Annotated in this window: 20 protein-coding genes; 11 read left to right on the top strand and 9 right to left on the bottom strand. The window is 73.0% G+C overall.

Annotated elements, in window-relative coordinates; all coding sequences use genetic code 11:
- The first annotated feature begins 40 nt into the window (after nt 1-40).
- Nucleotides 41-814, top strand: a complete 774-nt coding sequence (locus ACFVXG_RS08665) for a hypothetical protein (protein WP_387925593.1) — start codon at nt 41-43, stop codon at nt 812-814.
- Nucleotides 815-897: 83 nt separating this feature from the next.
- Here ACFVXG_RS08665 and ACFVXG_RS08670 read toward each other — a convergent pair whose 3' ends face one another.
- Nucleotides 898-2673 (bottom strand): RICIN domain-containing protein, encoded by a 1776-nt coding sequence (locus ACFVXG_RS08670; protein WP_387925595.1) that lies wholly within the window; start codon nt 2671-2673, stop codon nt 898-900.
- Between the two features lie 280 nt (nt 2674-2953).
- Between ACFVXG_RS08670 and ACFVXG_RS08675 the strand changes: the two genes are divergently transcribed.
- The 3 genes from ACFVXG_RS08675 (at nt 2954) to ACFVXG_RS08685 (ending at nt 4797) form a co-directional block, all read left to right on the top strand.
- Nucleotides 2954-3661 carry a carbon-nitrogen hydrolase family protein gene (locus ACFVXG_RS08675; protein WP_387925597.1) on the top strand — a complete coding sequence of 236 codons (708 nt, stop codon included), beginning with the start codon at nt 2954-2956 and terminating at the stop codon, nt 3659-3661.
- 137 nt (nt 3662-3798) lie between these two features.
- On the top strand, nt 3799-4194 hold the full coding sequence (locus ACFVXG_RS08680) for a hypothetical protein (protein ID WP_387925599.1): 396 nt from the start codon (nt 3799-3801) through the stop codon (nt 4192-4194).
- Nucleotides 4195-4338: 144 nt separating this feature from the next.
- Complete coding sequence (locus tag ACFVXG_RS08685) at nt 4339-4797, top strand: hypothetical protein (protein ID WP_387925601.1); 459 nt, start codon at nt 4339-4341, stop codon at nt 4795-4797.
- Nucleotides 4798-4869: 72 nt separating this feature from the next.
- Here ACFVXG_RS08685 and ACFVXG_RS08690 read toward each other — a convergent pair whose 3' ends face one another.
- Complete coding sequence (locus tag ACFVXG_RS08690) at nt 4870-5919, bottom strand: fatty acid desaturase family protein (protein ID WP_387925603.1); 1050 nt, start codon at nt 5917-5919, stop codon at nt 4870-4872.
- Nucleotides 5920-6126: 207 nt separating this feature from the next.
- On the opposite strand from ACFVXG_RS08690, the gene ACFVXG_RS08695 reads away from it, so the two are divergent.
- Nucleotides 6127-7623, top strand: a complete 1497-nt coding sequence (locus ACFVXG_RS08695; RefSeq protein ID WP_387925605.1) for a protein kinase — start codon at nt 6127-6129, stop codon at nt 7621-7623.
- On the opposite strand, the gene ACFVXG_RS08700 is transcribed toward ACFVXG_RS08695, so the two are convergent.
- On the bottom strand, nt 7617-8225 hold the full coding sequence (locus ACFVXG_RS08700) for a TetR/AcrR family transcriptional regulator (protein WP_387925606.1): 609 nt from the start codon (nt 8223-8225) through the stop codon (nt 7617-7619). The two genes, ACFVXG_RS08695 and ACFVXG_RS08700, sit on opposite strands and share 7 nt — an antisense overlap.
- Nucleotides 8226-8280: 55 nt before the next feature.
- Here ACFVXG_RS08700 and ACFVXG_RS08705 point away from each other — a divergent pair, with 55 nt between their 5' ends.
- Nucleotides 8281-9153: an alpha/beta fold hydrolase gene (locus tag ACFVXG_RS08705; protein WP_387925608.1), complete on the top strand. Its 873-nt coding sequence runs from the start codon at nt 8281-8283 to the stop codon at nt 9151-9153.
- A 22-nt stretch (nt 9154-9175) separates the two neighbouring features.
- On the opposite strand, the gene ACFVXG_RS08710 is transcribed toward ACFVXG_RS08705, so the two are convergent.
- Nucleotides 9176-9631 (bottom strand): hypothetical protein, encoded by a 456-nt coding sequence (locus ACFVXG_RS08710; protein WP_387925610.1) that lies wholly within the window; start codon nt 9629-9631, stop codon nt 9176-9178.
- Between the two features lie 100 nt (nt 9632-9731).
- Complete coding sequence (locus tag ACFVXG_RS08715) at nt 9732-10406, bottom strand: hypothetical protein (protein WP_387925612.1); 675 nt, start codon at nt 10404-10406, stop codon at nt 9732-9734.
- Between the two features lie 110 nt (nt 10407-10516).
- Between ACFVXG_RS08715 and ACFVXG_RS08720 the strand changes: the two genes are divergently transcribed.
- Nucleotides 10517-11143, top strand: coding sequence for a TetR/AcrR family transcriptional regulator (locus ACFVXG_RS08720; RefSeq protein WP_387925613.1), 627 nt, complete (start codon nt 10517-10519; stop codon nt 11141-11143).
- Between the two features lie 46 nt (nt 11144-11189).
- Here the strand turns inward: ACFVXG_RS08720 and ACFVXG_RS08725 are convergent, their stop codons facing one another.
- Nucleotides 11190-12065 (bottom strand): hypothetical protein, encoded by an 876-nt coding sequence (locus tag ACFVXG_RS08725; protein WP_387925614.1) that lies wholly within the window; start codon nt 12063-12065, stop codon nt 11190-11192.
- Nucleotides 12066-12264: 199 nt separating this feature from the next.
- On the opposite strand from ACFVXG_RS08725, the gene ACFVXG_RS08730 reads away from it, so the two are divergent.
- Nucleotides 12265-14766 carry a helicase-associated domain-containing protein gene (locus ACFVXG_RS08730; RefSeq protein ID WP_387925616.1) on the top strand — a complete coding sequence of 834 codons (2502 nt, stop codon included), beginning with the start codon at nt 12265-12267 and terminating at the stop codon, nt 14764-14766.
- A gap of 24 nt (nt 14767-14790) precedes the next feature.
- Here the strand turns inward: ACFVXG_RS08730 and ACFVXG_RS08735 are convergent, their stop codons facing one another.
- Nucleotides 14791-15042 carry a hypothetical protein gene (locus tag ACFVXG_RS08735; RefSeq protein WP_387925618.1) on the bottom strand — a complete coding sequence of 84 codons (252 nt, stop codon included), beginning with the start codon at nt 15040-15042 and terminating at the stop codon, nt 14791-14793.
- A gap of 106 nt (nt 15043-15148) precedes the next feature.
- On the opposite strand from ACFVXG_RS08735, the gene ACFVXG_RS08740 reads away from it, so the two are divergent.
- Complete coding sequence (locus ACFVXG_RS08740; RefSeq protein ID WP_387925619.1) at nt 15149-15553, top strand: hypothetical protein; 405 nt, start codon at nt 15149-15151, stop codon at nt 15551-15553.
- Between the two features lie 108 nt (nt 15554-15661).
- Nucleotides 15662-17299 carry a DNA repair helicase XPB gene (locus tag ACFVXG_RS08745; RefSeq protein ID WP_387925621.1) on the top strand — a complete coding sequence of 546 codons (1638 nt, stop codon included), beginning with the start codon at nt 15662-15664 and terminating at the stop codon, nt 17297-17299.
- Between the two features lie 28 nt (nt 17300-17327).
- Here ACFVXG_RS08745 and ACFVXG_RS08750 read toward each other — a convergent pair whose 3' ends face one another.
- Nucleotides 17328-17489: a hypothetical protein gene (locus ACFVXG_RS08750; protein WP_387925623.1), complete on the bottom strand. Its 162-nt coding sequence runs from the start codon at nt 17487-17489 to the stop codon at nt 17328-17330.
- A 299-nt stretch (nt 17490-17788) separates the two neighbouring features.
- Here ACFVXG_RS08750 and ACFVXG_RS08755 point away from each other — a divergent pair, with 299 nt between their 5' ends.
- The gene (locus ACFVXG_RS08755; RefSeq protein WP_387925624.1) at nt 17789-19834 is read left to right on the top strand and encodes a HelD family protein; all 2046 of its coding nucleotides are present in this window, start codon (nt 17789-17791) and stop codon (nt 19832-19834) included.
- Between the two features lie 67 nt (nt 19835-19901).
- On the opposite strand, the gene ACFVXG_RS08760 is transcribed toward ACFVXG_RS08755, so the two are convergent.
- Nucleotides 19902-20588, bottom strand: a complete 687-nt coding sequence (locus ACFVXG_RS08760; protein WP_387925625.1) for a copper homeostasis protein CutC — start codon at nt 20586-20588, stop codon at nt 19902-19904.
- Nucleotides 20589-20677: the final 89 nt, after the last annotated feature.

The raw sequence follows: 20677 nt of genomic DNA on the forward strand, positions 1-20677 counted from the left end.
GGGTCCGGAACCACCCCCACAGCCGTCCTTGGAGGGACGCATGAGATGGCACAGTCACACCCGTAACTCCAGCACCAGCAACCCTGCCCGGCTCGGCCGCCTGGCCGTGACCGGCGCCGTGATCGCCGGGTTCCTGAGCCTCGCGTCCCCCGCCCACGCCCAGGTGTCCTCCACCTGCGACAAGGGGGGCCAGTACACCCAGGGCAGCTGGACGGTCTACAACAACATCTGGGGCCAGAACGCCGGTTGGCAGTGCCAGACCGTCAACAGCATCAAGTCCTGGTACGTCGACGCCGACCACTCCGGCGGCGGGGTCAAGTCCTACCCGAACACCTCGGTCCGCCCCCAGACTCCGCTGTCGCAGTTGAACTCGGCGGGCTTCTGGTACAACACGTCGTCGGCGTCCGTCGTCGGCGGTGACTGGTGGGACTGGACGAGCGACTTCTGGTCGACCGGCAGCCAGGACGAGATCATGGTCTTCACCAGTTGGTCCGGGACGGCAGCCGGCGGCTGGGGACGGCAGATCGCGTCCAACGTGACCATCGGCGGCATCCTGTACTCGCAGGTCTGGCAGGCGAATCCCGGCTGGAACGTCCTGCAGCTCATCCCCGCCCAGCAGACCAGCACCGGCACCATCGACGCCGCGGCGGTCTGGCGCTGGGCCGCGTCGTGGAACCTCCTGCGCAACACCACCTTCGACACGATGCAGTTCGGCATCGAGATCACCTCGACCAGCGGCGTGCAGAAGCGGTACTCGCTGAACGCCTACAGCGCCTGGTGGAGCAACACCTCCGGCGGCGGATCCAGCATCTAGCCGCAAGCCGCGCGACACGGGGCAAGCCCCAGGCCGGCGGCCTGGGGCTTGCCTTTCACACTCCCGCTTCCCGCTGCGGGTGGCTACTTGAGCGGCGTGCCGCCCGAGTTGCGGTACGCGGTCGTCTTGTTGATCAGGTTTCCGCCGTCGGTCTCGGCCGTGGTCTGTTCCTGCTGCCCCGGGCCGAACATCAGACCCGCGATGTGCGCGTTGGCCACCTGGTCCATGTGCGCGAAGAACCAGTCGACCTTGTCGTCCTTGTAGTGGTTGAGGGTGTTGTTCTGCGCCATGTTGCCCACGGGGATCTGCCACAGGACCACCGGCTTGCCCACGGACTCGGCCATCGTCTTGTAGAACGCCATTTGGGCGGCGGCCGTCTGGTCGGTCCAGAACTTGTCGAGGCCGCCATGGGCGGGCTGCGCGTACCAGCCCGCGTCGCGGTCCGACACGTCGGTGGCCAGGAAGTCGGCGTTCTGTGCGCCGAGGTGGGCGTAGTCCTTGACGCACTGCGGGGTGTTCTGCTGCCAGTCGAAGCAGGACAGGTGCATTCCCACGGCGGTGTTCGGCGCGTACTTGTGCGCCATCGAGATCAGGCACTGGGCCAGGCCGGCGGCGCTGTTCTCCTGCGATCCGCAGTCCGTCGGGTTCGCGGCCTTGACCTGCGCAGCGACCTGGTGCGGGTCGCCGAGCGACCGGACGTAGCCCCAGAAGTCGGGTTCGAGGTCGATCATGTCGTGCGAGGTGCCGATCTTCTGGAGGAAGAAGCGGTAGTCGTTCAGGTACCGGGTGAGCAGGTCGGCCCTGTTGATGGCCTGGACCTCGCCCGGACCGTCGCCCTGGCCCGCCGCGTCACCGAGGTCGCGCAGCGAGTACCAGGTCCAGAGGAACTTCTGCGGGCGCGGCTTGCCCTGGTAGGTCTCCTGGGCCGCCTTGGCGTCCCGGTAGGTCACGTACGTGCCGGGCGCCGTGGTGCTGCCAGTCCAGCAGCCCCACCAGCCCGACCAGCCGTCCTGGCAGCGGGCCGCCGTGTAGTAGTCCGACGAGGGCGCGGGCTGGCTGTGCACGTAGGCGTACTGCGCGTCGAACGGCGCGGCGCTCGCCGAGGCGTCGGACATCGAGCCGCCGACGAGCACCGTGCTGCTGCCCATGAAGCTCTTCGCCGCGTTGCCGCCACCGCCGCCGGAGGCCGGGGACGCAGGCGGCGCCGACGCCGGGCGGGTAGCGCTGGGAGCCTGGCTCGTCGCCGGCACACCGCCGCCCGGCTTGGCGGGCGCGCTGGTCGCGGCGGGCACGGTGGTCGCGGCGGGCGTCGTGGACGGCGCGGTGCCGGCGCCGGAGCTCCCCGCGCTCCCGGTGCCGCCGACGCTACCGGCCGGGACGAGCTGCCACTGCTGCTGGGGGCCGTTCCAGTCGTGGTACTGGGCGACGTGGATCCCGTCGGCCTTGGCGCCGCCCGGGACCTCGACGGCCTTGCCGCTGAAACGGTTGATCAGACGCACGTAGCCGTCCGAGGAGTTCTCCATGTGGAACTGCTGGTTGGCGCCGTTCAGGTCGCTCCACTGCACCAGCTCGGAGCCCTCGGTCCTCGACCAGTTGTAGTCGTCCAGCACCTTGCCGGAGTTCCGGTTCTGCAGCCGGTAGTTGCCGTCACCCGCGTCGATGAACTTCCACTGCTGGTTGGTCCCGCCGTTGCGGGTCCACTGCGCCAGCGGAGCACCGTCGTTCGCGGCGTAGGCGGGGGCGTCCAGCGCCTCTCCGGTGCTGCGGTTGACCAGCAGGTACCAGGAGTTCGTGTCCACGGTTCCCGCCGAGGCCGTGTTGACCACGACCACGGAGCCGCCGACGACCGCCAGGCTCACGGCGGCCCAGAGGCTCCGACGCCGGTACCACCGCCGGCTGCGGTGCTTCTGCCGCCGACCGCCGGGAGACGCCTGCGACGACGTGGATGGGCGAGGGAACATGTCGATGCTCTCTTTCAGCCGCTGCCTCTGACCAGACCGCCTGTCCGGACACCACCCAGTTGCCGCCGCCCCCGGGAAGGTTGCCGCGGACCGCGAAGATTTTTTCCGGCAGGCCGCCGGAGCAGGAAGTCGACCCCGCCGACTTCCTGCTCCACACCCCTCCCCCATGCTGGACGCCATGAAGATCGCTGCCGCCCAGCTCTCCTGCGTCCCCGCCGACCTGCCCGCCAACGTCCGGCAACTCGTCGCCCTCGCCGAGCAGGCCCGCGCCCAGGGCGCCGAGCTGATCGTCTTCCCCGAATTCGCGCTGACCGGCTACGAACTCGAAGCCCTGGCCGCCGACCCAGCCCTCCAGGTCACCCCGGACGACCCCCGGCTGGCACCCCTCCGGGCCACCGGCATCGCCGTCGTCCTCAACTGCGCCGTCCCCACCGACGGGCCCCGACCCGCCATCGGCACCTACGTCTACGGGCCCGACGGCGAGCTGATCACCACCTACCTCAAGCAGCACCTCTACGAGAACGAGCAGGGCCTCTTCACCGCGGGCGACCGGGACGGCCGCTTCGAACTCGGCGGCCTCCGCTTCGCCCTCGCCACCTGCTTCGACAACCACTTCCCCGACCTCACCGCCCGCGGCGCCGCCGACGGCTGCCACGTCCACCTCGCCAGCTCCCTCTACGGCACCGGCAACGGCATCCACGAGCGCGCCACCGTCTACCCGGGCATCGCCGAGCAGACCGGCATGCACGTCGTCCTGGCCAACCACGTCGGCCCCTCCGGCCCCTGGACCGGCTGCGGCGGCGCCGCCTTCTGGGCCCCCGACGGCACCCCCCTCACCGAGGCCGACGACCACACCACCACGATCGCCGTCGCCGACATCCCTTAACGACGCCCTAACGCCGCTCTCCTCACCCGGAGTTCTCCTGCACCGCTCGGAGGTCTAGGCTCCCGAACGCGGAGTTGATCCGTACGGAAACCGTGGGGTCACGTCCTGCGCGACCCCACGGTCGTCAGGGGGGAACCATGTTCGAGCTCAACCTCAACACGACGTCCTGGTGGCTGATCGCGGCCCTGTGCGCGGGCGTCAACCTCGCGATACTCGTGCCGGCGATGCCGACGCGCGCGACCAAGATCCGTGTCTCGTCCATGCCGGTGATCATCGCGGCGCTCGGCTACATCACCTCGATCGCCAAGCCCGACTACTCGCCCCGGCTGATCCTCGAGATGTGCGCGATCGGCCTCCTGGCGATCGCCGTGTGCCTGCTCGGGTTCCGCAAGAAGATGACGCGGATGGTCCTGGACTACCCCGAGGGCGGCGACGTGCGGCCGGAGCACTACGGCCTCGCCCAGGAAGCCATGATCCGCTTCACCGTCGCGGCGGTCGCGATGGGCGGCCTGCTGTACCTGTTCAAGCCGTAACCCCACCGCCCGGGAGTGCCTGACCTCACTCGAACAGGCGGTGGTGAATCGTTGCCTCTTGCTGTCTCCGGGTGAACGGGGCGGTGAGAGGTCTCCCGAGCGGTGATAGAGCCTCGCGACGCATCAACCGCTCGGGAGGTCTTCGTGAAACGCAGTCGTGTCATCGGCGTGACGGTTCTGGCGGCGCTCGCCGTCGGATCGGGGATCGCCTTCGCGGACCAAGCGGGCCCCACCAGGAAGGCCTCCGAGCCGCTGCTCCTCCATGCGGTGGGGAACTACATCACCCTCCAGCCGGGAGAGGAGGCCACGGTGCCGAGCAGGCGGTGTCCGGCCGGTGAGATGGCCATCAGCGGCGGCGTCCAGGGGGGTGGCGGCCACCCCGGTGACTTCACCATGACCATCAGCACGCCTTGGTGGGACCACGGCCCCAGGGGGTGGCTCGCGGGAGGACGGAACAACGGCTCTCAGCCGTTCGACATGTACGTGTACGGCTTCTGCACCGCGGCCACCATGCCGGACACCCTCACTGCGGGCAAGAACGGCCTGCCGCCCCAGCTTCCGCCCGGCCCCGACGCCCTATCCGGCCTGAGCGGCCAGGAGTAGACCGCGCCACAGCGCAGGAAGTCGGCCGGGCCGACTTCCTGCGCTGCACGCCGTACCGGCCCCGAGGACGCCTCAGTCGCCGGAGCGGATCGGCTCGCCCGTCCGGTGGAGGTGGGTGAGGATCTCCCGGTACGAGCGGAGCAGTCCGGTCTCGTAGTACGGGATGCCCTTCTCGGCGCAGAACTCCCGGGTGATCCGGGCGGCCCGGGGGAGCGCGGGGGTCGGCATGCTGGGGAACAGGTGGTGCTCCACCTGGTAGTTGAGGCCGCCCATCAGCACGTCGAGCAGCGGGCCGCCGCGGACGTTGCGCGAGGTGAGCACCTGGCGGCGCAGGAAGTCGAGCCGCATCCCGGGCGTCACCATCAGCATGCCCTTGTGGTTCGGCGCGAAGACGCAGCCCAGGTAGACGCCCAGCAGCGCCTGGTGCACGGCGAGGAAGGCCACCGCCTTGCCGACCGGCAGCGCGGCGAAGACCAGGCCGAAGTAGGCCGCGAAGTGGACCCCCAGCAGGACGCCCTCCAGCACCGGGCGCTTCACCGCGGGGCCGCGCAGCGCGCGGAAGCTGTTGAAGCTGAGGTTGAGGCCCTCCAGCAGGAGCAGCGGGAAGAACAGGTACGCCTGCCGGCGGCCGATGAACCGGGCGAGGCCACTCGCCTGCCGGGCCTGCCGCCGGGACCACACGACGAGGTCGGGCGAGACGTCCGGGTCGCGCTCCTCGTGGTTGGGGTTGGCGTGGTGGCGGGTGTGCTTGTTCATCCACCAGCCGTAGCTCATGCCCATCAGCAGGTTGGCGGCGATTCGCCCGCCGACCTCGCTGGGCCCCCGTCGGCTGAACACCTGGCGGTGCGCCAGATCGTGCGACAGCAGCGCGACCTGGGCGAAGACGACGGACATCACGGCCGCCAGGGCGAGCTGCCACCAGGTGTCGCCCATCGCGAACAGCGCGCACCAGCCGTCGACGAACGCGAAGAGCACCAGCCCGATGCGGGCCGCGTAGTAGCCGGGGCGGCGGTCGAGCAGGCCCTCGGCGGCGATCCGGCGGCTCAGCTGGGCGAAGTCGCTGCCGCCGTCTTTCGGCTGCGCGGCTGCGGCCTTGGTCATCGTCACGGACTGTGTGGGCATGCCCCGAGTCTGGTGCGCGGGACGCGGCCGCAGAACGGGGAAAGCACCCCTCCCGTACGGGTGTTAACCCCCGCAGCGGAACGGGTGTCAGCAGGCCCTGGGGCCGGGGCGCCCCCGCGGCCGGTTGATCCACCCGGAGCCCTGCCCGTACTGTCGGCTCGCGGCGGCATCGGGGACGTCGGGGGCGATCGAGAGCGGAGCGAGGCCGTGACCGAAGAGGCGATACCAGGGCGGCTGATCGGCCGGCGCTACCGGATCGTCCGGCAGCTGGGGGCGGGCGGCTTCGGGCGGGTCTGGCAGGCCCACGACGAGACGCTGGGCATCGACGTGGCCGTCAAGCAGCTCTGGCTGCCGCCCGCGACCTCGGACGGCGAGCGGGCCGAGCGGCTGGCCCGGGCCGAGCGCGAGGCGCGCAACGCCGCCCGGCTGCGCGACCGGCCGCACATCGTGTCCGTCCACGACGTGCTGGTCGAGGACGGCATGCCGTGGATGGTGATGCAGCTGGTGTCGGGCGGCTCGCTGAGCGACCGGCTGGCCGCGCACGGGCCGCTGCCGGTCGAACGGGCGGCCGCGGTCGCCCGCGCCCTGCTGACCGCCCTCGGGGCCGCCCACGCGGCCGGGGTGGTGCACCGGGACGTCAAGCCCGCCAACGTGATGCTCGCCGACGACGGCGAGGTGCTGCTCGCGGACTTCGGGATCGCCGTCCACCAGGCCGACACGACGCTCACCGCGACCGGGGCGTTCGTCGGCTCGATCGAGTACATCGCGCCCGAGCGGGCGCGCGGCGTGGACGGGCAGGCCGCCTCCGACCTGTTCTCGCTCGGCGTCACGCTGTACCAGGCAGTCGAGGGCATCTCCCCGTTCCGCCGGGACTCGGCGACGGCCTCGCTCACCGCCGTGCTGTTCGACCCGCCCGCGCCGCCCCGCAACGCCGGCCGGCTGGCGCCGCTGATCCTGGCACTGCTGGCGAAGGAGCCGGAGCAACGGCCCGGCACAGCAGAGGCGTTGGCGATGCTCGACGAGTCCGTCCCGGCGGTGCCCACCGTGCTCGACCACCCGCTCGCGGCGGCGACCACCGCGCCCGTGGTGACGAACCCGCTGACGACGGCGCCGACGGACGCCCCGGCCGCGCGCTCCTCCCGTACGGCCACGGCCGTGTTCGTCGGGCTCGTGCTGGCCGCGGTGGTCGGGGTCCTGATCTCCTGGCTCCCCGCGGACGACACGTCCCAGGAACCCGAGGCCGGGGCCACCACCGGGGCCGCGGCGCTGCCGGTGAGCAGCCGGCCCCCCGCCCTCCCGGACCTCCCGACCCCCTGCAACATGCCCTCCGACGTCACCGCCAAGCTCCAGCTCACCCAGCACGGCCAGGAGGACGTCAAGCCCGAGCGGCGCCGCTGCGACTGGTGGACCGACGGCTCCGGCAAGACCCCGTACAACTTCGCCAGCGCGCAGACCTACCGGGGCCCGTACTCCGTCCAGCCGAGCTCGCACCCGGTGCGGATCGCGGACGCCGTGGACGGGCAGGAGTACCTCGACGACAAGCCCAGCAACAACGGCATCGCCTACTGCCGCGTCGAGTGGCCCACGAGCAACGGCGGCTTCGCCTCGGCCGTGATGCAGTCCCCCAAGGGCTCCGACCCCAGCCACCTCTGCGACTTCACCGAGGAGTGGGCGGACGGGCTGTACGAGAGCCTGAATCACTGACCGCCGCTCGGCGCCCGGAACAGCTCGTCCAGGTGGTGGGTGAGGACCGCCAGCGCCTCTTCGCCGGTGCGCTGGCCGCCGAGCACGCTCGACCCCAGCCCGTTGACCATCGCCAGCAGCCCGGCGGCCGCCATCTCGACGTCGCGCTCCGGCGCGATCCCGCCGGCCTGCTGGGCCGCGCGCAACTGCTTGACCAGGAAGCCCTCCAGGACGACGGGCGGCTGCGCGGCGCGGTGTTCCAGCACCTCGGGGTCGCCCAGCACCAGCGTGTAGTACGCGGCGTAGGTCCGGGTGATCCGACGGCTCTCGGCGTCGGTCGGCAGGATGCAGGAGAGGATCGCGGTCACCACATCGCGGGGGGCGCGGGCCTCGCCGATCCAGCGTTCCATCCGGGCCTGGAGCTGGGTACCGAGCCGGGCGAGGGCGTCCAGCAGCAGGCCCTGCTTGGTCGTGAAGTAGTACTGCACGAGCCGTAGGGAGACGCCGGCCTCGGTCGCGACCGCCCGCATGCTGGCCGACTGCAGGCCCTCGGTGTCGGCGATGCGCAGCAGGGCCTCGGCGATCTGCCGCCGGCGCTCCTCGTGATCGACCTTCTCGGCCACGGTCCACCCTCCTTCTCCTGGTACACCCGTATCATGCATGTGATACACATGTACCATGCGAATCAGCGAGTTCACGAACGCCAAGGCCGAGGCCCGCTTCCGCACCGCGTACGAGCACGCCCTGACCCGCCTCTGGCCCGGGCAGCGCACCGCGACGACCGTCCCCACCCGCTTCGGCACCACCCGCGTCCAGCGCACCGGCCCCGCCCACGGGCAGCCGATCGTGCTACTCCCCGGCTCCGGCGGCAACGCCCTGATGTGGCACGCGTACGTCGAGCGCCTCGCCGAGCACCACCCCGTCATCGCCGTGGACACCGTCGGCGAACCGGGCGCCAGCGTGCAGACCACACCGATCAGGGACGGCCACGACGCCGCCGACTGGCTGGAGGAGCTGCTCGCCGCCCTCGACGTCCCCGCCGCCCACGTGGTCGGCTGCTCCTACGGCGGCTGGATCGCCCTCCACCACCGGCTCCGCCACCCCGGCCGGACCACCACCCTCACCCTGGTCGACCCGGCCGGCCTCGCCGACGTCGGCCGGCGCTTCTACACCTGGCTCATCCTCGGCGGCCTCGCCGCCCTGGCCCCCCGCGCGCTCCGCCCCCGACTGGCCCGGGCGGTCGGCAACAGCGCCGTCCTGGAGACCGAGCTGATGACCCTGATGCGCGCCTCGACGGGCTTCCGCCGCCGCCTGCCCCTGGCCACCACCCTCGACGACGCGGAACTGGCCCGCCTCGACGCCCCCGCGCTCTTCCTGCTCGGCGAGCGCAGCGCCCTGCACGACGCCCCGGCCGTCGCCGAGCGGCTGCACCGGCTGGCCCCGGCCGCGCTGGTCCGGATCGTCCCCGGCGCCGGGCACTCGCTGACCACCGACGACCCGGCGGCCGTCCTCGACGGGATCCGCACCATGGCGGCGCCCCAGGTCAGTTGAGCGGCCAGGGCCTAGAAAGGCCCTAGTCCTCGGCCGGCCCGTCCGCGAGGACCATCGGCCAGTCCTCCCCGGCGGCCAGCAGGGCGTCCAGCGGGGTGCCGGGTGCCCCGGTGAACACGGCGGTGGCCTCGGAGAACCGGACCGGCGGCGCCGGGACGGCCGCCTCGGCGGTGAGCACGACGGCGGCGTCCGGGTCGACGGCCGACCGGACCGGGAAGTCGGCCGGATCGACCCTGACCTGCTCCAGCGCGTACGGGTAGACCGCGATCGACACCGTCAACCGGCCGCCGTCCAGGGTGCGTTCGGCCCAGCCGTCGGTCGGCAGCAGGAAGAACGCGCCGTCGCCCTCGTAGCAGTACGAGCCGAGCCGGTCCAGCGCCCGTTCACCGGGGGTGCCGTCGGGGTCGACGACGAGGACGGCGACGTGCGCGTCCCGGTCGCTCGGGTCGAGGTCGGAGCGGACGTACAGACGGGCCACCGGGGCACCTCCGGGTCGCGGAACGGGACCGGGCCCGTCGCCGCACCCCGCAAGGGAGTTGGACGACGGACCCGGGGCCCGACACATTACCTTCACACCGTCACGCGGCCTGTCCCCGCACCCCCTGGCGGCGCACCACCTGCCGCCGGACCGCCCAGACCGCCCCGCCGAGCACGAAGCCGTAGGCGGACACCAGCCCGTGACCGTTCTCCTGGGCGAACCACATCGCCAGGCCGAGCGCCGGGACGCCGGCGGCCAGGGCGATCTCCTTGGGGAGCCGGGTGCGGGTGAGGAAGGCGAGGGCGAGGGTGGCGCCGAGGAAGTAGGTGGCTCCGGAGCTGCCGGCGAAGTTGCGCGGGTCGGTGCTGGGGCCGCCGCCGATGCCGAGCAGGGTGTCGATCCGGCCGGGCAGCAGGATGCCGGCCAGGAAAAAGCCGAGGGTCAGCGGGCCGCCCCAGTACCACTGGGCGAGCGCGGCGACGGCGGCGAGGGTGATGAGGTTCCACAGGCCGCCGAAGAGGCCGCCGTTCTGCATGAACACCGAGGTGAGCTCGCGCCACCAGCCGGACTTGGCCGGGTCCGCGTCCAGCGCGTCCATGGCGCCGGACCACACCAGCTGGAGCAGCACCCCGCCGACGGCGACGGCGGTCAGGGCGATCGCCGCCCACGGGAGCGGCCGGCCGCGCAGGGTGTCGCGGCCGACCACGCCGAGCCCGCAGTTGACCATCATGACCATCAGCGCAGCCGTGGTCACATTGAAGACGATCGCCTCCATGACTGGCCCCTCCCCCTGCCTCCGGCGTTTTCCAACACCGTTCGAAACCTGATGGGGCAAAGCTAGCACAGTTTTCGAACAGCGTTGGAAAAAGTTGTACGGTGGACCCCATGAAGCTCACCAAGGAGCGCATCGTCGACGCGGGCATGGCCGTCTTCGCCGAGGTCGGCTACCAGAACCTGTCCATGCGCCAGGTCGCCGACCGCCTCAACGCCCACGCCGGCAGCCTCTACTACCACGTACGCGGCAAGGACGAACTGCTCGCCCTGATGGCCGACCGGATCAGCCGCCGCGCCTACGACGCGGGCACCGCCGCCCTGGCCGCCCTCCCGCCCGACGCCACCTGGCAGGACCGCGTCGAGGCCCAGGCCGCCACCCTGCGCCACGAGATCAAGCAGCACCCCGGCGGCGCCCAACTCCTCGCCGAGAGCCCCGGCGTGCTCAGCACCGGCGGCCTCTCCCTGATGGAACGCCTACTGCGCACCCTCCTCGACGCGGGCCTGCCCGCCGAGCACTGCGGCATCGCCGCCGACACCCTGCTCAGCCACATCACCGGCTTCGTGCTCCAGGAGCAGAACCAGCCCGCAGCCCCGCCCGCCGTCACCGCCGAGCTCTACGCCGAACTCCGCGAGAACTTCCCGCTGATCATGGGCGACCTGATCCCGCGGCTGAGCCAGGACGAGAAGTACACCCGGAGCGTGCGCCTGCTCTGCACGGGCTTCACGGCGCTCTCCTGAACCTGCACGCAGGGCCGTCCCCGGGGCGCGGTGGCGGCCCCCGCGCTCAGCCCTGCTGCGGCGGACGGCGGCGCATGCTCAACAGCAGCAGCACCACCGCCGTCAGCACCGCCGCGGTGCGCAGCACCCCCGGGGCCATCGACCAGCTGAACTGGCCCAGCGGGGAACCGGTCTGCACCCCGGCGCCGCCACCGCCCGTCGTCTGCTTGGCACTTCGCATCGCGAACAGCGCGGTCGCGCTCATCGTCGCCAGCGGAATCCCCAGGATCACGAACTTGCGCGTCAGATCGGAGAGTTGACGGGACAGGTAGCCGAGCCCCCAACCCGCCAGCATGGCCGGGAAGAACCCGGACACCGCACCGCCGACCAGCAGCCCGCAGGACAGCAGGATCAGCGGGGACGGCTTGCGGGCGCCCTTGCCCGCAGCGGCGGCGGCCGGCCCGGCGCCGGCCTTGGCCTTGGCGCCGGCCTTGGTCCTCGCCTTCCGCTCCCGCCTCGACGGGCGCGACGCCTTCCCGCCGACCGGCCCCACCGGCGGCTGCTGGGCCGCCTCCTCCGCCCGCTGCTCGGGGATCGGCTTGGGCGCGGGCTGCGGCGTGTCCGAGAAGTCGAGCATCGTCATCGTCCACGGGCTCGAACTCTGCACCGTCGGCGGCGGGATGGCCTCCGAGCCGCTCCCGGGCGAGGCGACGCCCGGCAGGTCCAGCGACACGTTCGGGATGCCGCCCGTCCCGGTGTACCCGGAGGCGACCGAGGAGCCGTACACGCTGTCCTCAGCCGGCGACCCCTCGGGCGCGGCGGCCGGAGCAGCCGGGGCGGGCGGCGTCGACGGCATGGCCGGCGTCGACGGGACGGCCGAACCCGGCGCCCCCGCCCGCTCGCTCCACGGCCCGCTCTTGCGCCACCACTCGCCGTCCGTCATCACCGACACCCCGCCTCGCCCGCGCCGCCTGCTGATGCTGAGGGTACGGCGACCACCCGACCGCCCTCGGCCGTGACGCTACCCACCGCGCCCCGCCCGCGCGAGTCCCGCCGCACCCTCGGCCACCCGCCGCCCCGACCTGCCCCGGCCCGCCCCACGCGCGCCCCCACCGTCCGCGCGCCCGACTAACCTAGGTCGAATGACCACACAGCAGGGCCCTCAACGCCAGAGCAGGACGCCCGCCGGCCCCCGCACCCTCGCCGAGGAGCTGCGCGCCCGCCCCGACGACGCGCTCGCCGCCCTGCTCCGGTCCCGCCCCGACCTGCTGAACCCCGTCCCCGGCGACCTCACCCAGCTCTCCGCCCGACTGTCCTCCCGCGCCTCCGCGCTGCGCGCCCTGGAGCGGCTCGACCGGTTCACCCTCCAGGTCGCCGAGGCCCTGGCGACCACCCCGGACGGCACCGGCCTGACCACCGTCCGCACCCTGCTGACCGGCCCGGCCAAGGTCAAGCCGCACCCCGGCGCCACCCCGCTCACCCCGGCCGACCGCGCCGCTGTCACCGCCGCCCTCCCCCGCGCCGTCGCCGTGCTGCGCGACCGGGCCCTGCTCTGGGGCCCCGACAACGGCCTGCGGCTGGTGCTCGCCGTCCGCGAGGCGCTCGCCCCGACCGCCGCCAACCCGGGCCGCACCGGCCTCGGCCCGACCCTCGCCGACGCCACCACCGGCATGTCCCCGGCCCGGCTGCAGCAGCTGCTCGCCTCGGCCGGGCAGCCCGCCACCCCGGACCCGGTCACCGCGGTCGCCGCCCTGACCGCCCTGCTCACCGACCGCACCCGCTGCGCCGCCCTGCTCGACACCGCCCCCGAGGCCGCGCTGCGGCTGCTGGAGCGGCTGGTCTGGGGCCCGCCCACCGGCACCGTCCCGGACGCCACCCGCCCGGTCACCGCCGAGGACGCCCAGAGCCCGGTCGAATGGCTGCTGGCCCGCGGCCTGCTGCTGCCCACCAGCCCGGGCAGTGTGGTGCTGCCCCGCGAGCTGGCCCTGCACCTGCGCGGCGGCCGCACCCACCGCACCGTCGAACCGCTCCAGCCCGAGCCCGCGCCCGCCGCGCCCCCGCGCGATCCACAGGCCGTGGACAGCGCCGCGGCCGGCCAGGCGCACACCGCCGTCAAGACCGTCGAGGAACTCCTCGACACCTGGGGCCTCACCCCGCCGCCCACCCTGCGGGCCGGCGGCCTCGGCGTACGGGACCTCAAGCGCGCCGCCCAGACCCTGGAGACCACCGAGCAGCAGGCCGCCTTCTGGCTCGAACTCGCCTACACAGCAGGCCTGTTGGCCCCCGACGGCGAAGCCGACGAATGCTGGGCGCCGACCCCCGGGTACGACGGCTGGCTGCAGCTGGACACCGCCGAGCGCTGGTCCGTCCTGGCCGCCGCCTGGCTCGCCGCCACCCGCGTCCCCGCCCTCACCGGCACCCAGGACGGCAAGGGCAAGCCGCGCGCCGCCCTCGGCCCCGAACTCGACCGCACCCTCGCCCCGTCCGTGCGCCGCGCCGCCCTCGCACTGCTCGCCGAACTCCCGCCCGGCACCCCCGCCACCGCCGCGGAACTGCTGCCCACCCTGCGCTGGCAGCGCCCGCTGCGCGGCGGCCCGAGCGGCCCGGACGGCCACGAGCTGCGCGACGACCTCACCACCTGGACCCTCGCCGAGGCCGAACTGCTCGGCATCACCGGCCGCGGCGCCCTCGCCGCCCCCGCCCGGGCCCTGCTCACCGCCGAGTCCGACCCGGCCGAGGTGCTCGCCCCGCTGCTGCCGCAGCCGCTGGACCACGTGATCCTCCAGCCGGACCTCACCGCGATCGCCCCCGGCCCGCTGCTCACCCCGCTCGCCCAGGCGCTCGCCCTGTGCGCCGACATCGAGTCCAAGGGCGGCGCCACCGTCTACCGCTTCACCCCGACGTCCGTGCGCCGCGCCCTGGACGCCGGCCGCACCGCCGCCGACCTGCAGACCTTCCTGGCCCAGCACAGCCGCACGCCCGTCCCCCAGCCGCTCGCCTACCTGATCGACGACGTCGCCCGCCGGCACGGCATCCTGCGGGTCGGCGCCGCCTCCTCCTACCTGCGCTGCGACGACCCGGCGCTGCTGGGCGAGGTGCTCGCCGACCGCCGCGCCGCCGACCTGCGGCTGCGCCTGCTCGCCCCCACCGTCCTCGCCTCCCAGGCCGCCCCGGACGTCCTGCTCGCCGCCCTGCGCACCATGGGCTACGCCCCGGCCGCCGAATCCGCCGAGGGCGACGTCCTGATCACCCGGCCGGACAGCCACCGCACCCCGCCCCGCAGCGCCCCCACGCCCGTCCCCGACGGCCCGCCCGCCCCCGACGACACCCTGCTCGCCGCCGCCATCAAGGCCATCCGGGCCGGCGACCGCGCCGCCACCGCCTCCCGCCGCGAGCCGACCCCCGACCCGCGCCAACTGCCCCGCACCGCCGCCGCCGAGACCCTCGCCGCGCTCCAGACCGCCGTCCTGCTCGGCGAGCGGATGTGGATCGGCTACCTCAACGCCGAGGGCATCGCCAGCCAGCGGATCATCGACCCGGTGAAGGTCGAAGGCGGCTTCGTCACCGCCTTCGACCACCACGCCGACGAACTGCGCACCTTCGCCCTCCACCGGATCACCGGCGTCGCGGAGCTGGACGAGTAACCGGCTCCCCGGACTGACGGCGCGTCAGTGCCCCTGCGACTCCTTCATCTTCTGCTTGACGGCCTGGTCCGCCAGGCTGCCGATCTGCCCCTGCCCGACCGGCAGCGAGCCGCCGCCGACCTGGTCGGCGATCAGGAATCCGGGAGCGGCCAGCAGACCGCCGGGCCCCTCCCCGATGCCCGCGAGGGCATGGGCGGAACCGGCCGAGGAGGCGGTGGCGGCGAAGGCGGTGCCCATCAGGGCGAGGGCGGTGAGAACACGCTTGGAGCTCTTCATGACCGGCTCAACGAGCGAGTACGCACCGTGGTCACTCGGAGCAGTTGACGGGCGGACGCACCCGGCGTACTCCGGGAACAGGGGGGTTCCCGACAAGGAGGCCACCATGCTCGGCGAACTGATCGGCGAATTCCAGGGCGAGGACAGCGGCCGACGCGTCATCGGCGGCGCCGACGGACACCCGATCGTCGAAGTGTCCTTCCGCGGCACCGGCAGCTACTACGGCATCACCGTCAACACCCTCGGCACCTACGAGTCCGAAGTGCGCTCCGACGGCTCCCTCTACGGCGAGGGCCAGGGCGTCGACATGACCGCCGACGGCCAGGGCGTCACCTGGCACGGCAGCGGCGTCGGCCACTTCACCGCCGACGGCGGCACCAGCTTCCGCGGCGCGCTCTTCTTCTCCACCGTCTCCCCCGACCTGGAACGCCTCAACGGCGTCGTGGGCCTCTTCGAGTACGAGACCGACGCCGCCGGCAAGTCCACCGGCAGGTTCTACGAGTGGAAGTAGCCCGACACATTCCGCGCGGAATGAGCGACACTGGAGGGTCTGCTTCCGTCCGGTCTGGCGATCCCAGCCGGTCAATCCAGCCTGTCAGCCAGTGGAGGGCTCCCCCGCGTGAACGACGGACCACTCATCGTCCAGAGCGACAAGACTCTCCTCCTGGAGATCGACCACCCCGGGGCCGCCGACTGCCGTCGCGCCATCGCCCCGTTCGCCGAGTTGGAGCGGGCGCCCGAGCACGTGCACACGTACCGGGTGACCCCGCTCGGGCTGTGGAACGCCCGGGCGGCCGGGCACGACGCCGAGCAGGTCGTCGACGCCCTGGTGAAGTACTCCCGCTACCCGGTGCCGCACGCCCTGCTGGTCGACGTGGCGGACACCATGGGCCGCTACGGCCGGCTCCAGCTGTCCAAGCACCCCACCCACGGCCTGGTGCTGACCACCACCGACCGCCCGGTGCTGGAGGAGGTGCTGCGTTCCAAGAAGATCGTCCCGCTGGTCGGCGCCCGGATCGACCCCGACACCGTGGTGGTGCACCCCTCCGAGCGCGGGCAGATCAAGCAGGTGCTGCTCAAACTCGGCTGGCCCGCCGAGGACTTCGCCGGGTACGTGGACGGCGAGGCGCACCCGATCGACCTGGACGAGGACGGCTGGCAGCTGCGCCCGTACCAGGCGCAGGCCGTCGAGGGCTTCTGGCACGGCGGCTCCGGCGTGGTGGTGCTGCCGTGCGGCGCCGGCAAGACGCTGGTCGGCGCCGCCGCCATGGCGCACGCCAAGTCGACCACGCTGATCCTGGTCACCAACACCGTCTCGGCCCGCCAGTGGAAGCACGAGCTGGTCAAGCGCACCTCGCTGACCGAGGACGAGATCGGCGAGTACAGCGGCACCAGGAAGGAGATCCGCCCGGTCACCATCGCCACCTACCAGGTGATGACGACCAAGCGGAAGGGCGTGTACGCGCACCTGGAGCTGTTCGACGCCCGCAACTGGGGCCTGGTGGTGTACGACGAGGTGCACCTGCTGCCCGCGCCGGTGTTCAAGTTCACCGCCGACCTCCAGGCCCGCCGCCGGCTCGGCCTGACCGCCACCCTGGTGCGCGAGGACGGCCGCGAGGGCGACGTGTTCAGCCTGATCGGCCCGAAGCGCTTCGACGCCCCGTGGAAGGAGATCGAGGCCCAGGGCTACATCGCGCCCGCCGACTGCTGCGAGGTGCGGGTCACCCTGACCGACTCGGAGCGGCTCACCTACGCGACCGCCGAGCCGGAGGAGCGCTACCGCTACTGCGCGACCACCGCGACCAAGCGGCGGGTGGTGGAGGCCCTGGTCAAGAAGCACGAGAAGGACCAGACGCTGATCATCGGCCAGTACATCGACCAGCTGGACGAGCTCGGGGAGGTCCTGGACGCGCCCGTGATCAAGGGCGAGACCAGCAACGCCCAGCGCGAGAAGCTCTTCGAGGCCTTCCGCACCAAGGAGATCGGCGTCCTGGTCGTCTCCAAGGTCGCGAACTTCTCCATCGACCTGCCCGAGGCCACGGTGGCCATCCAGGTCTCCGGGACCTTCGGCTCCCGCCAGGAGGAGGCCCAGCGCCTCGGCCGCGTCCTGCGCCCGAAGGCGGACGGGCACTCGGCGCACTTCTACTCGGTGGTCGCCCGGGACACGGTGGACCAGGACTTCGCCGCCCACCGGCAGCGCTTCCTGGCCGAGCAGGGCTACGCGTACCGGATCATCGACGCGGACGACGTGCTGTAGCCACGGGCACGCTCAGCCGCAGGAACGACTAGTAACGGACACCGTCGCGCCCGAGGAAGATCACGCGTGCGGCGGTGTCCAACGCGATCCCGACGTTGCGGACGGCGGTGCTCAGCGGGTTGCGGTGGCGGCCCTGGACGGCGGTCGCGCCGGCCGGGCCCGTACGGGGGGTGCGGTTCTCGGTGCTCATGTCTTCAACGGTAGGCACCCGGCCGGCCCACGGCATCACTCCGAAGGCCGTATCCACCAGGACGGACGTCGTCCTCCGGGTGTACGGCACCCCCGGCACCCCCTGAGACCTGCGGGGCTGGAACCCCGAGACCGACAGGTCTAAGATCGTCCGTCTGCCCCCTCCCGAACCGTGGTACCTGGCGTGTTCCGCCGGCAGCCGGGGGAGGTGCCGACCGCACGGCAACCGGTCGGCTGTACCCCACCGTGAGCTCCATCGATCCGCTGCGCCCGCCACCGGGGCAGCCGGGAAGGTTCGCTGTGCCCGCCACCCCCACCACCGACCCGCTCCAGCGCGAACGCGACCACCTGGCCTCGTCCCGGTCCGCGCTGCGGGCGATGCGCGAGGACGTCCAGTCCCTCGACCTGCGCGACGTGACCGGCACCTGGGTGTCCGCCGTCATCCTCCAGAACCAGATCGAGGCCAGGATCGCCGCCCTGGCCGACCTCTCCGACACCCCGCTGTTCTTCGGCCGCCTCGACTACCTCCACGCGGTCAGCGAGGAGCTCAGCGAGGGCGGCGGCGGGGAGAACTTCTACATCGGCCGCCGCCACGTCCACGACGCCGACGGCGACCCGATGGTGATCGACTGGCGCGCGCCGGTCTCCCAGCCGTTCTACCGGGCCAGCCGGGTCGAGCCGATGGACGTCGAGCGCCGCCGCCGCTTCGGCTACACCGGCGGCGAGCTCACCGCCTACGAGGACGAGCACCTCACCGACCCGGCGGAGCAGGAGACCTCCTCCGCCCTGCTCGCCGCCGAGATCGAGAAGCCCCGCGTCGGCCCGATGCGCGACATCGTCGCCACCATCCAGCCCGAGCAGGACGAGATCGTCCGCTCCGACCTCACCGGCACCATCTGCGTCCAGGGGGCGCCCGGCACCGGGAAGACCGCGGTCGGCCTGCACCGCGTCGCCTACCTGCTGTACGCCCACCGCGAGCGGCTGGCCCGCACCGGCACGCTGGTGATCGGGCCGAACAACGCCTTCCTGTCCTACATCGAGCAGGTCCTCCCGGCCCTCGGCGAGCTGGAGGTCGCCCAGGCCACCGTCCAGCAGCTGGTCGCCCACGTCGAGGTGCGGGGCGAGGACGACCCGGAGGCGGCCCGGCTCAAGGGCGACGCCCGGATGGCCGAGGTGCTGCGCCGGGCGGTGCGGGCGGGCATCACGCTGCCCACCGAGCCCTGCGTGGTGGTCCGCGGCTCCCGCCGCTGGCGCGTCCCGGCCTACGAACTGGTCGAGATCATCGAGGAGTTGAAGGGCCGCGAGGTCCGCTACGACGCCGCCCGGGACGCCCTGCCGCAGCGCATCGCGCACGCCGTGCTGCTCAAGATGGAGCAGGGCGGCGAGGCCCCGGACGACCGGGTGCAGGACGCGGTGGCCCGCAACACCGCGGTCAAGGCCGTGGTCAAGGAGTGCTGGCCGGCCGTCGACCCGGCCAAGCTGGTGCTGCGGCTGCTCTCCGACCCGGAGTTCCTGGCCGAGTGCGCCGAGGGCGTGCTGACCGCCGAGGAGCAGCGGGAGGTGCTGTGGCCCAAGCCCGGCCGCTCGGTGAAGACCGCCCGCTGGACCCATGCCGACGCCGTCCTGGTGGACGAGGCGACGGACCTGGTGCAGCGCACCCCCTCGCTCGGGCACGTGGTGCTGGACGAGGCCCAGGACCTCTCCCCGATGCAGTACCGCGCGGTGGGCCGCCGCTGCACCACCGGCTCGGCGACCGTCCTCGGCGACCTCGCCCAGGGCACCACCCCCTGGGCGACGGCGAGTTGGCCGGACGCCCTGCTCCACCTGGGCAAGCCGGAGGCGCACGTGGAGGAACTGACCAAGGGCTTCCGGGTGCCCGAGGAGGTCATCGCCTACGCCTCCCGGCTGCTGCCCTCGATCGCCCCCGGCCTGGCTCCGGCGACCTCCGTCCGCGACACCCCCGGCGCGCTGGAGATCCGCCCGGTCGACGACTGGGAGGAGGCCGTCCTGGCGGCCTGCCGGGAGGCGCTGGAGCACGAGGGCTCGACCGGCCTGATCGCCGCCGACGCCCGGATCCCCCGGCTCGCCGAGCTGCTCACCGCAGCCGGGCTGGCGCACCTCTCCCCCGGCACCGAGACCAGCACCGAGTCCCGGCTGACCCTCGTCCCGGCCTCGCTGGCCAAGGGTCTGGAGTACGACTACGTGGTGCTGGACGAGCCGGCCGCGGTGGTCGCCGGCGAGCCGGACGAGCGGACCGGCCTGCGCCGCCTGTACGTGGCGCTCACCCGCGCCGTCTCCGGCCTCACCGTGCTGCACCGCGAGCCGCTGCCCGAGCAGCTCGGCTGACGCGGAAGCTGACGCGGAAGGGGCCGGTGGCGTCACCGGCCCCTTCCTGGTCACTCATGCGTCTCACTCACGCGTCGATCAGCGCCCGCCACTCGGCGACCCTGGCCGCGTCGACCGGCGTCCGCCAGCCGTCGGCCCGCACCGCGCCGCCGACGTGGAAGGCGTCGAAGCCCTCGGCCCGCAGCTCCTTGAGGTGCTCGGCCCGCAGGCCGCCGCCGATCAGGATCCGCTGGGTGTAGCCGGGCTCGCCGCTGCGGGCCAGTTCGGCGGCCAGCACCTCGCGGCCGGCGTCCACCCCGGCGGGCGAACCTGAGGTGAGGAAGGTGTCCAGCCCGGGCAGCGCGCCGACGGCGGCGCGCAGGGCGGCCCGGTCGGTGCTGTGGTCGATCGCCCGGTGGAAGGTCCAGCGGCAGCCGGCGATCGCCTCGGCGACGGCCGTGGTGGCGGCCAGGTCGACGGCGCCCCCGGCGTCGAGGAAGCCGAGCACGAACTCCTCGGCACCCTCGGCCCGCAGCGCGACGGCGCGGGCGCACAGCTCGTCCAGGTCGCCGGGGGCGAAGCCGTCCCGGATCCGGAGCATGACGCGCAGCGGGATGCCGACGGCGGCCCTGATCCGGGCGAAGTCCTCGACGGAGGGGGTGAGTCCGTCGGCGGCCATGTCGGTGACCAGTTCGAGCCGGTCGGCGCCGCCGGACTCGGCAGCCTGGGCGTCCTGGGGCGTCAGCGCGATGACTTCGAAAATTGGTCTAGACATATCAGACAGCCTGCCACATCCGCCCGCCCCCGGCGAGACCCGCACCCCCGTTCCGGTCACGCCGGGGGGCGGCGATGCGGCAGGCCTGG

The organism is Kitasatospora sp. NPDC058162, assembly GCF_042884005.1.
Taxonomy (GTDB): domain Bacteria; phylum Actinomycetota; class Actinomycetes; order Streptomycetales; family Streptomycetaceae; genus Kitasatospora.

Coding starts and splice junctions, on each gene's coding strand:
- ACFVXG_RS08665 (WP_387925593.1), top strand. CDS start 41: ATGAGATGGCACAGTCACACCCGTAACTCCAGCACCAGCAACCCTGCC.
- ACFVXG_RS08675 (WP_387925597.1), top strand. CDS start 2,954: ATGAAGATCGCTGCCGCCCAGCTCTCCTGCGTCCCCGCCGACCTGCCC.
- ACFVXG_RS08680 (WP_387925599.1), top strand. CDS start 3,799: ATGTTCGAGCTCAACCTCAACACGACGTCCTGGTGGCTGATCGCGGCC.
- ACFVXG_RS08690 (WP_387925603.1), bottom strand. CDS start 5,919: ATGCCCACACAGTCCGTGACGATGACCAAGGCCGCAGCCGCGCAGCCG.
- ACFVXG_RS08705 (WP_387925608.1), top strand. CDS start 8,281: ATGCGAATCAGCGAGTTCACGAACGCCAAGGCCGAGGCCCGCTTCCGC.
- ACFVXG_RS08715 (WP_387925612.1), bottom strand. CDS start 10,406: ATGGAGGCGATCGTCTTCAATGTGACCACGGCTGCGCTGATGGTCATG.
- ACFVXG_RS08720 (WP_387925613.1), top strand. CDS start 10,517: ATGAAGCTCACCAAGGAGCGCATCGTCGACGCGGGCATGGCCGTCTTC.
- ACFVXG_RS08725 (WP_387925614.1), bottom strand. CDS start 12,065: ATGACGGACGGCGAGTGGTGGCGCAAGAGCGGGCCGTGGAGCGAGCGG.
- ACFVXG_RS08730 (WP_387925616.1), top strand. CDS start 12,265: ATGACCACACAGCAGGGCCCTCAACGCCAGAGCAGGACGCCCGCCGGC.
- ACFVXG_RS08735 (WP_387925618.1), bottom strand. CDS start 15,042: ATGAAGAGCTCCAAGCGTGTTCTCACCGCCCTCGCCCTGATGGGCACC.
- ACFVXG_RS08740 (WP_387925619.1), top strand. CDS start 15,149: ATGCTCGGCGAACTGATCGGCGAATTCCAGGGCGAGGACAGCGGCCGA.
- ACFVXG_RS08750 (WP_387925623.1), bottom strand. CDS start 17,489: ATGAGCACCGAGAACCGCACCCCCCGTACGGGCCCGGCCGGCGCGACC.
- ACFVXG_RS08760 (WP_387925625.1), bottom strand. CDS start 20,588: ATGTCTAGACCAATTTTCGAAGTCATCGCGCTGACGCCCCAGGACGCC.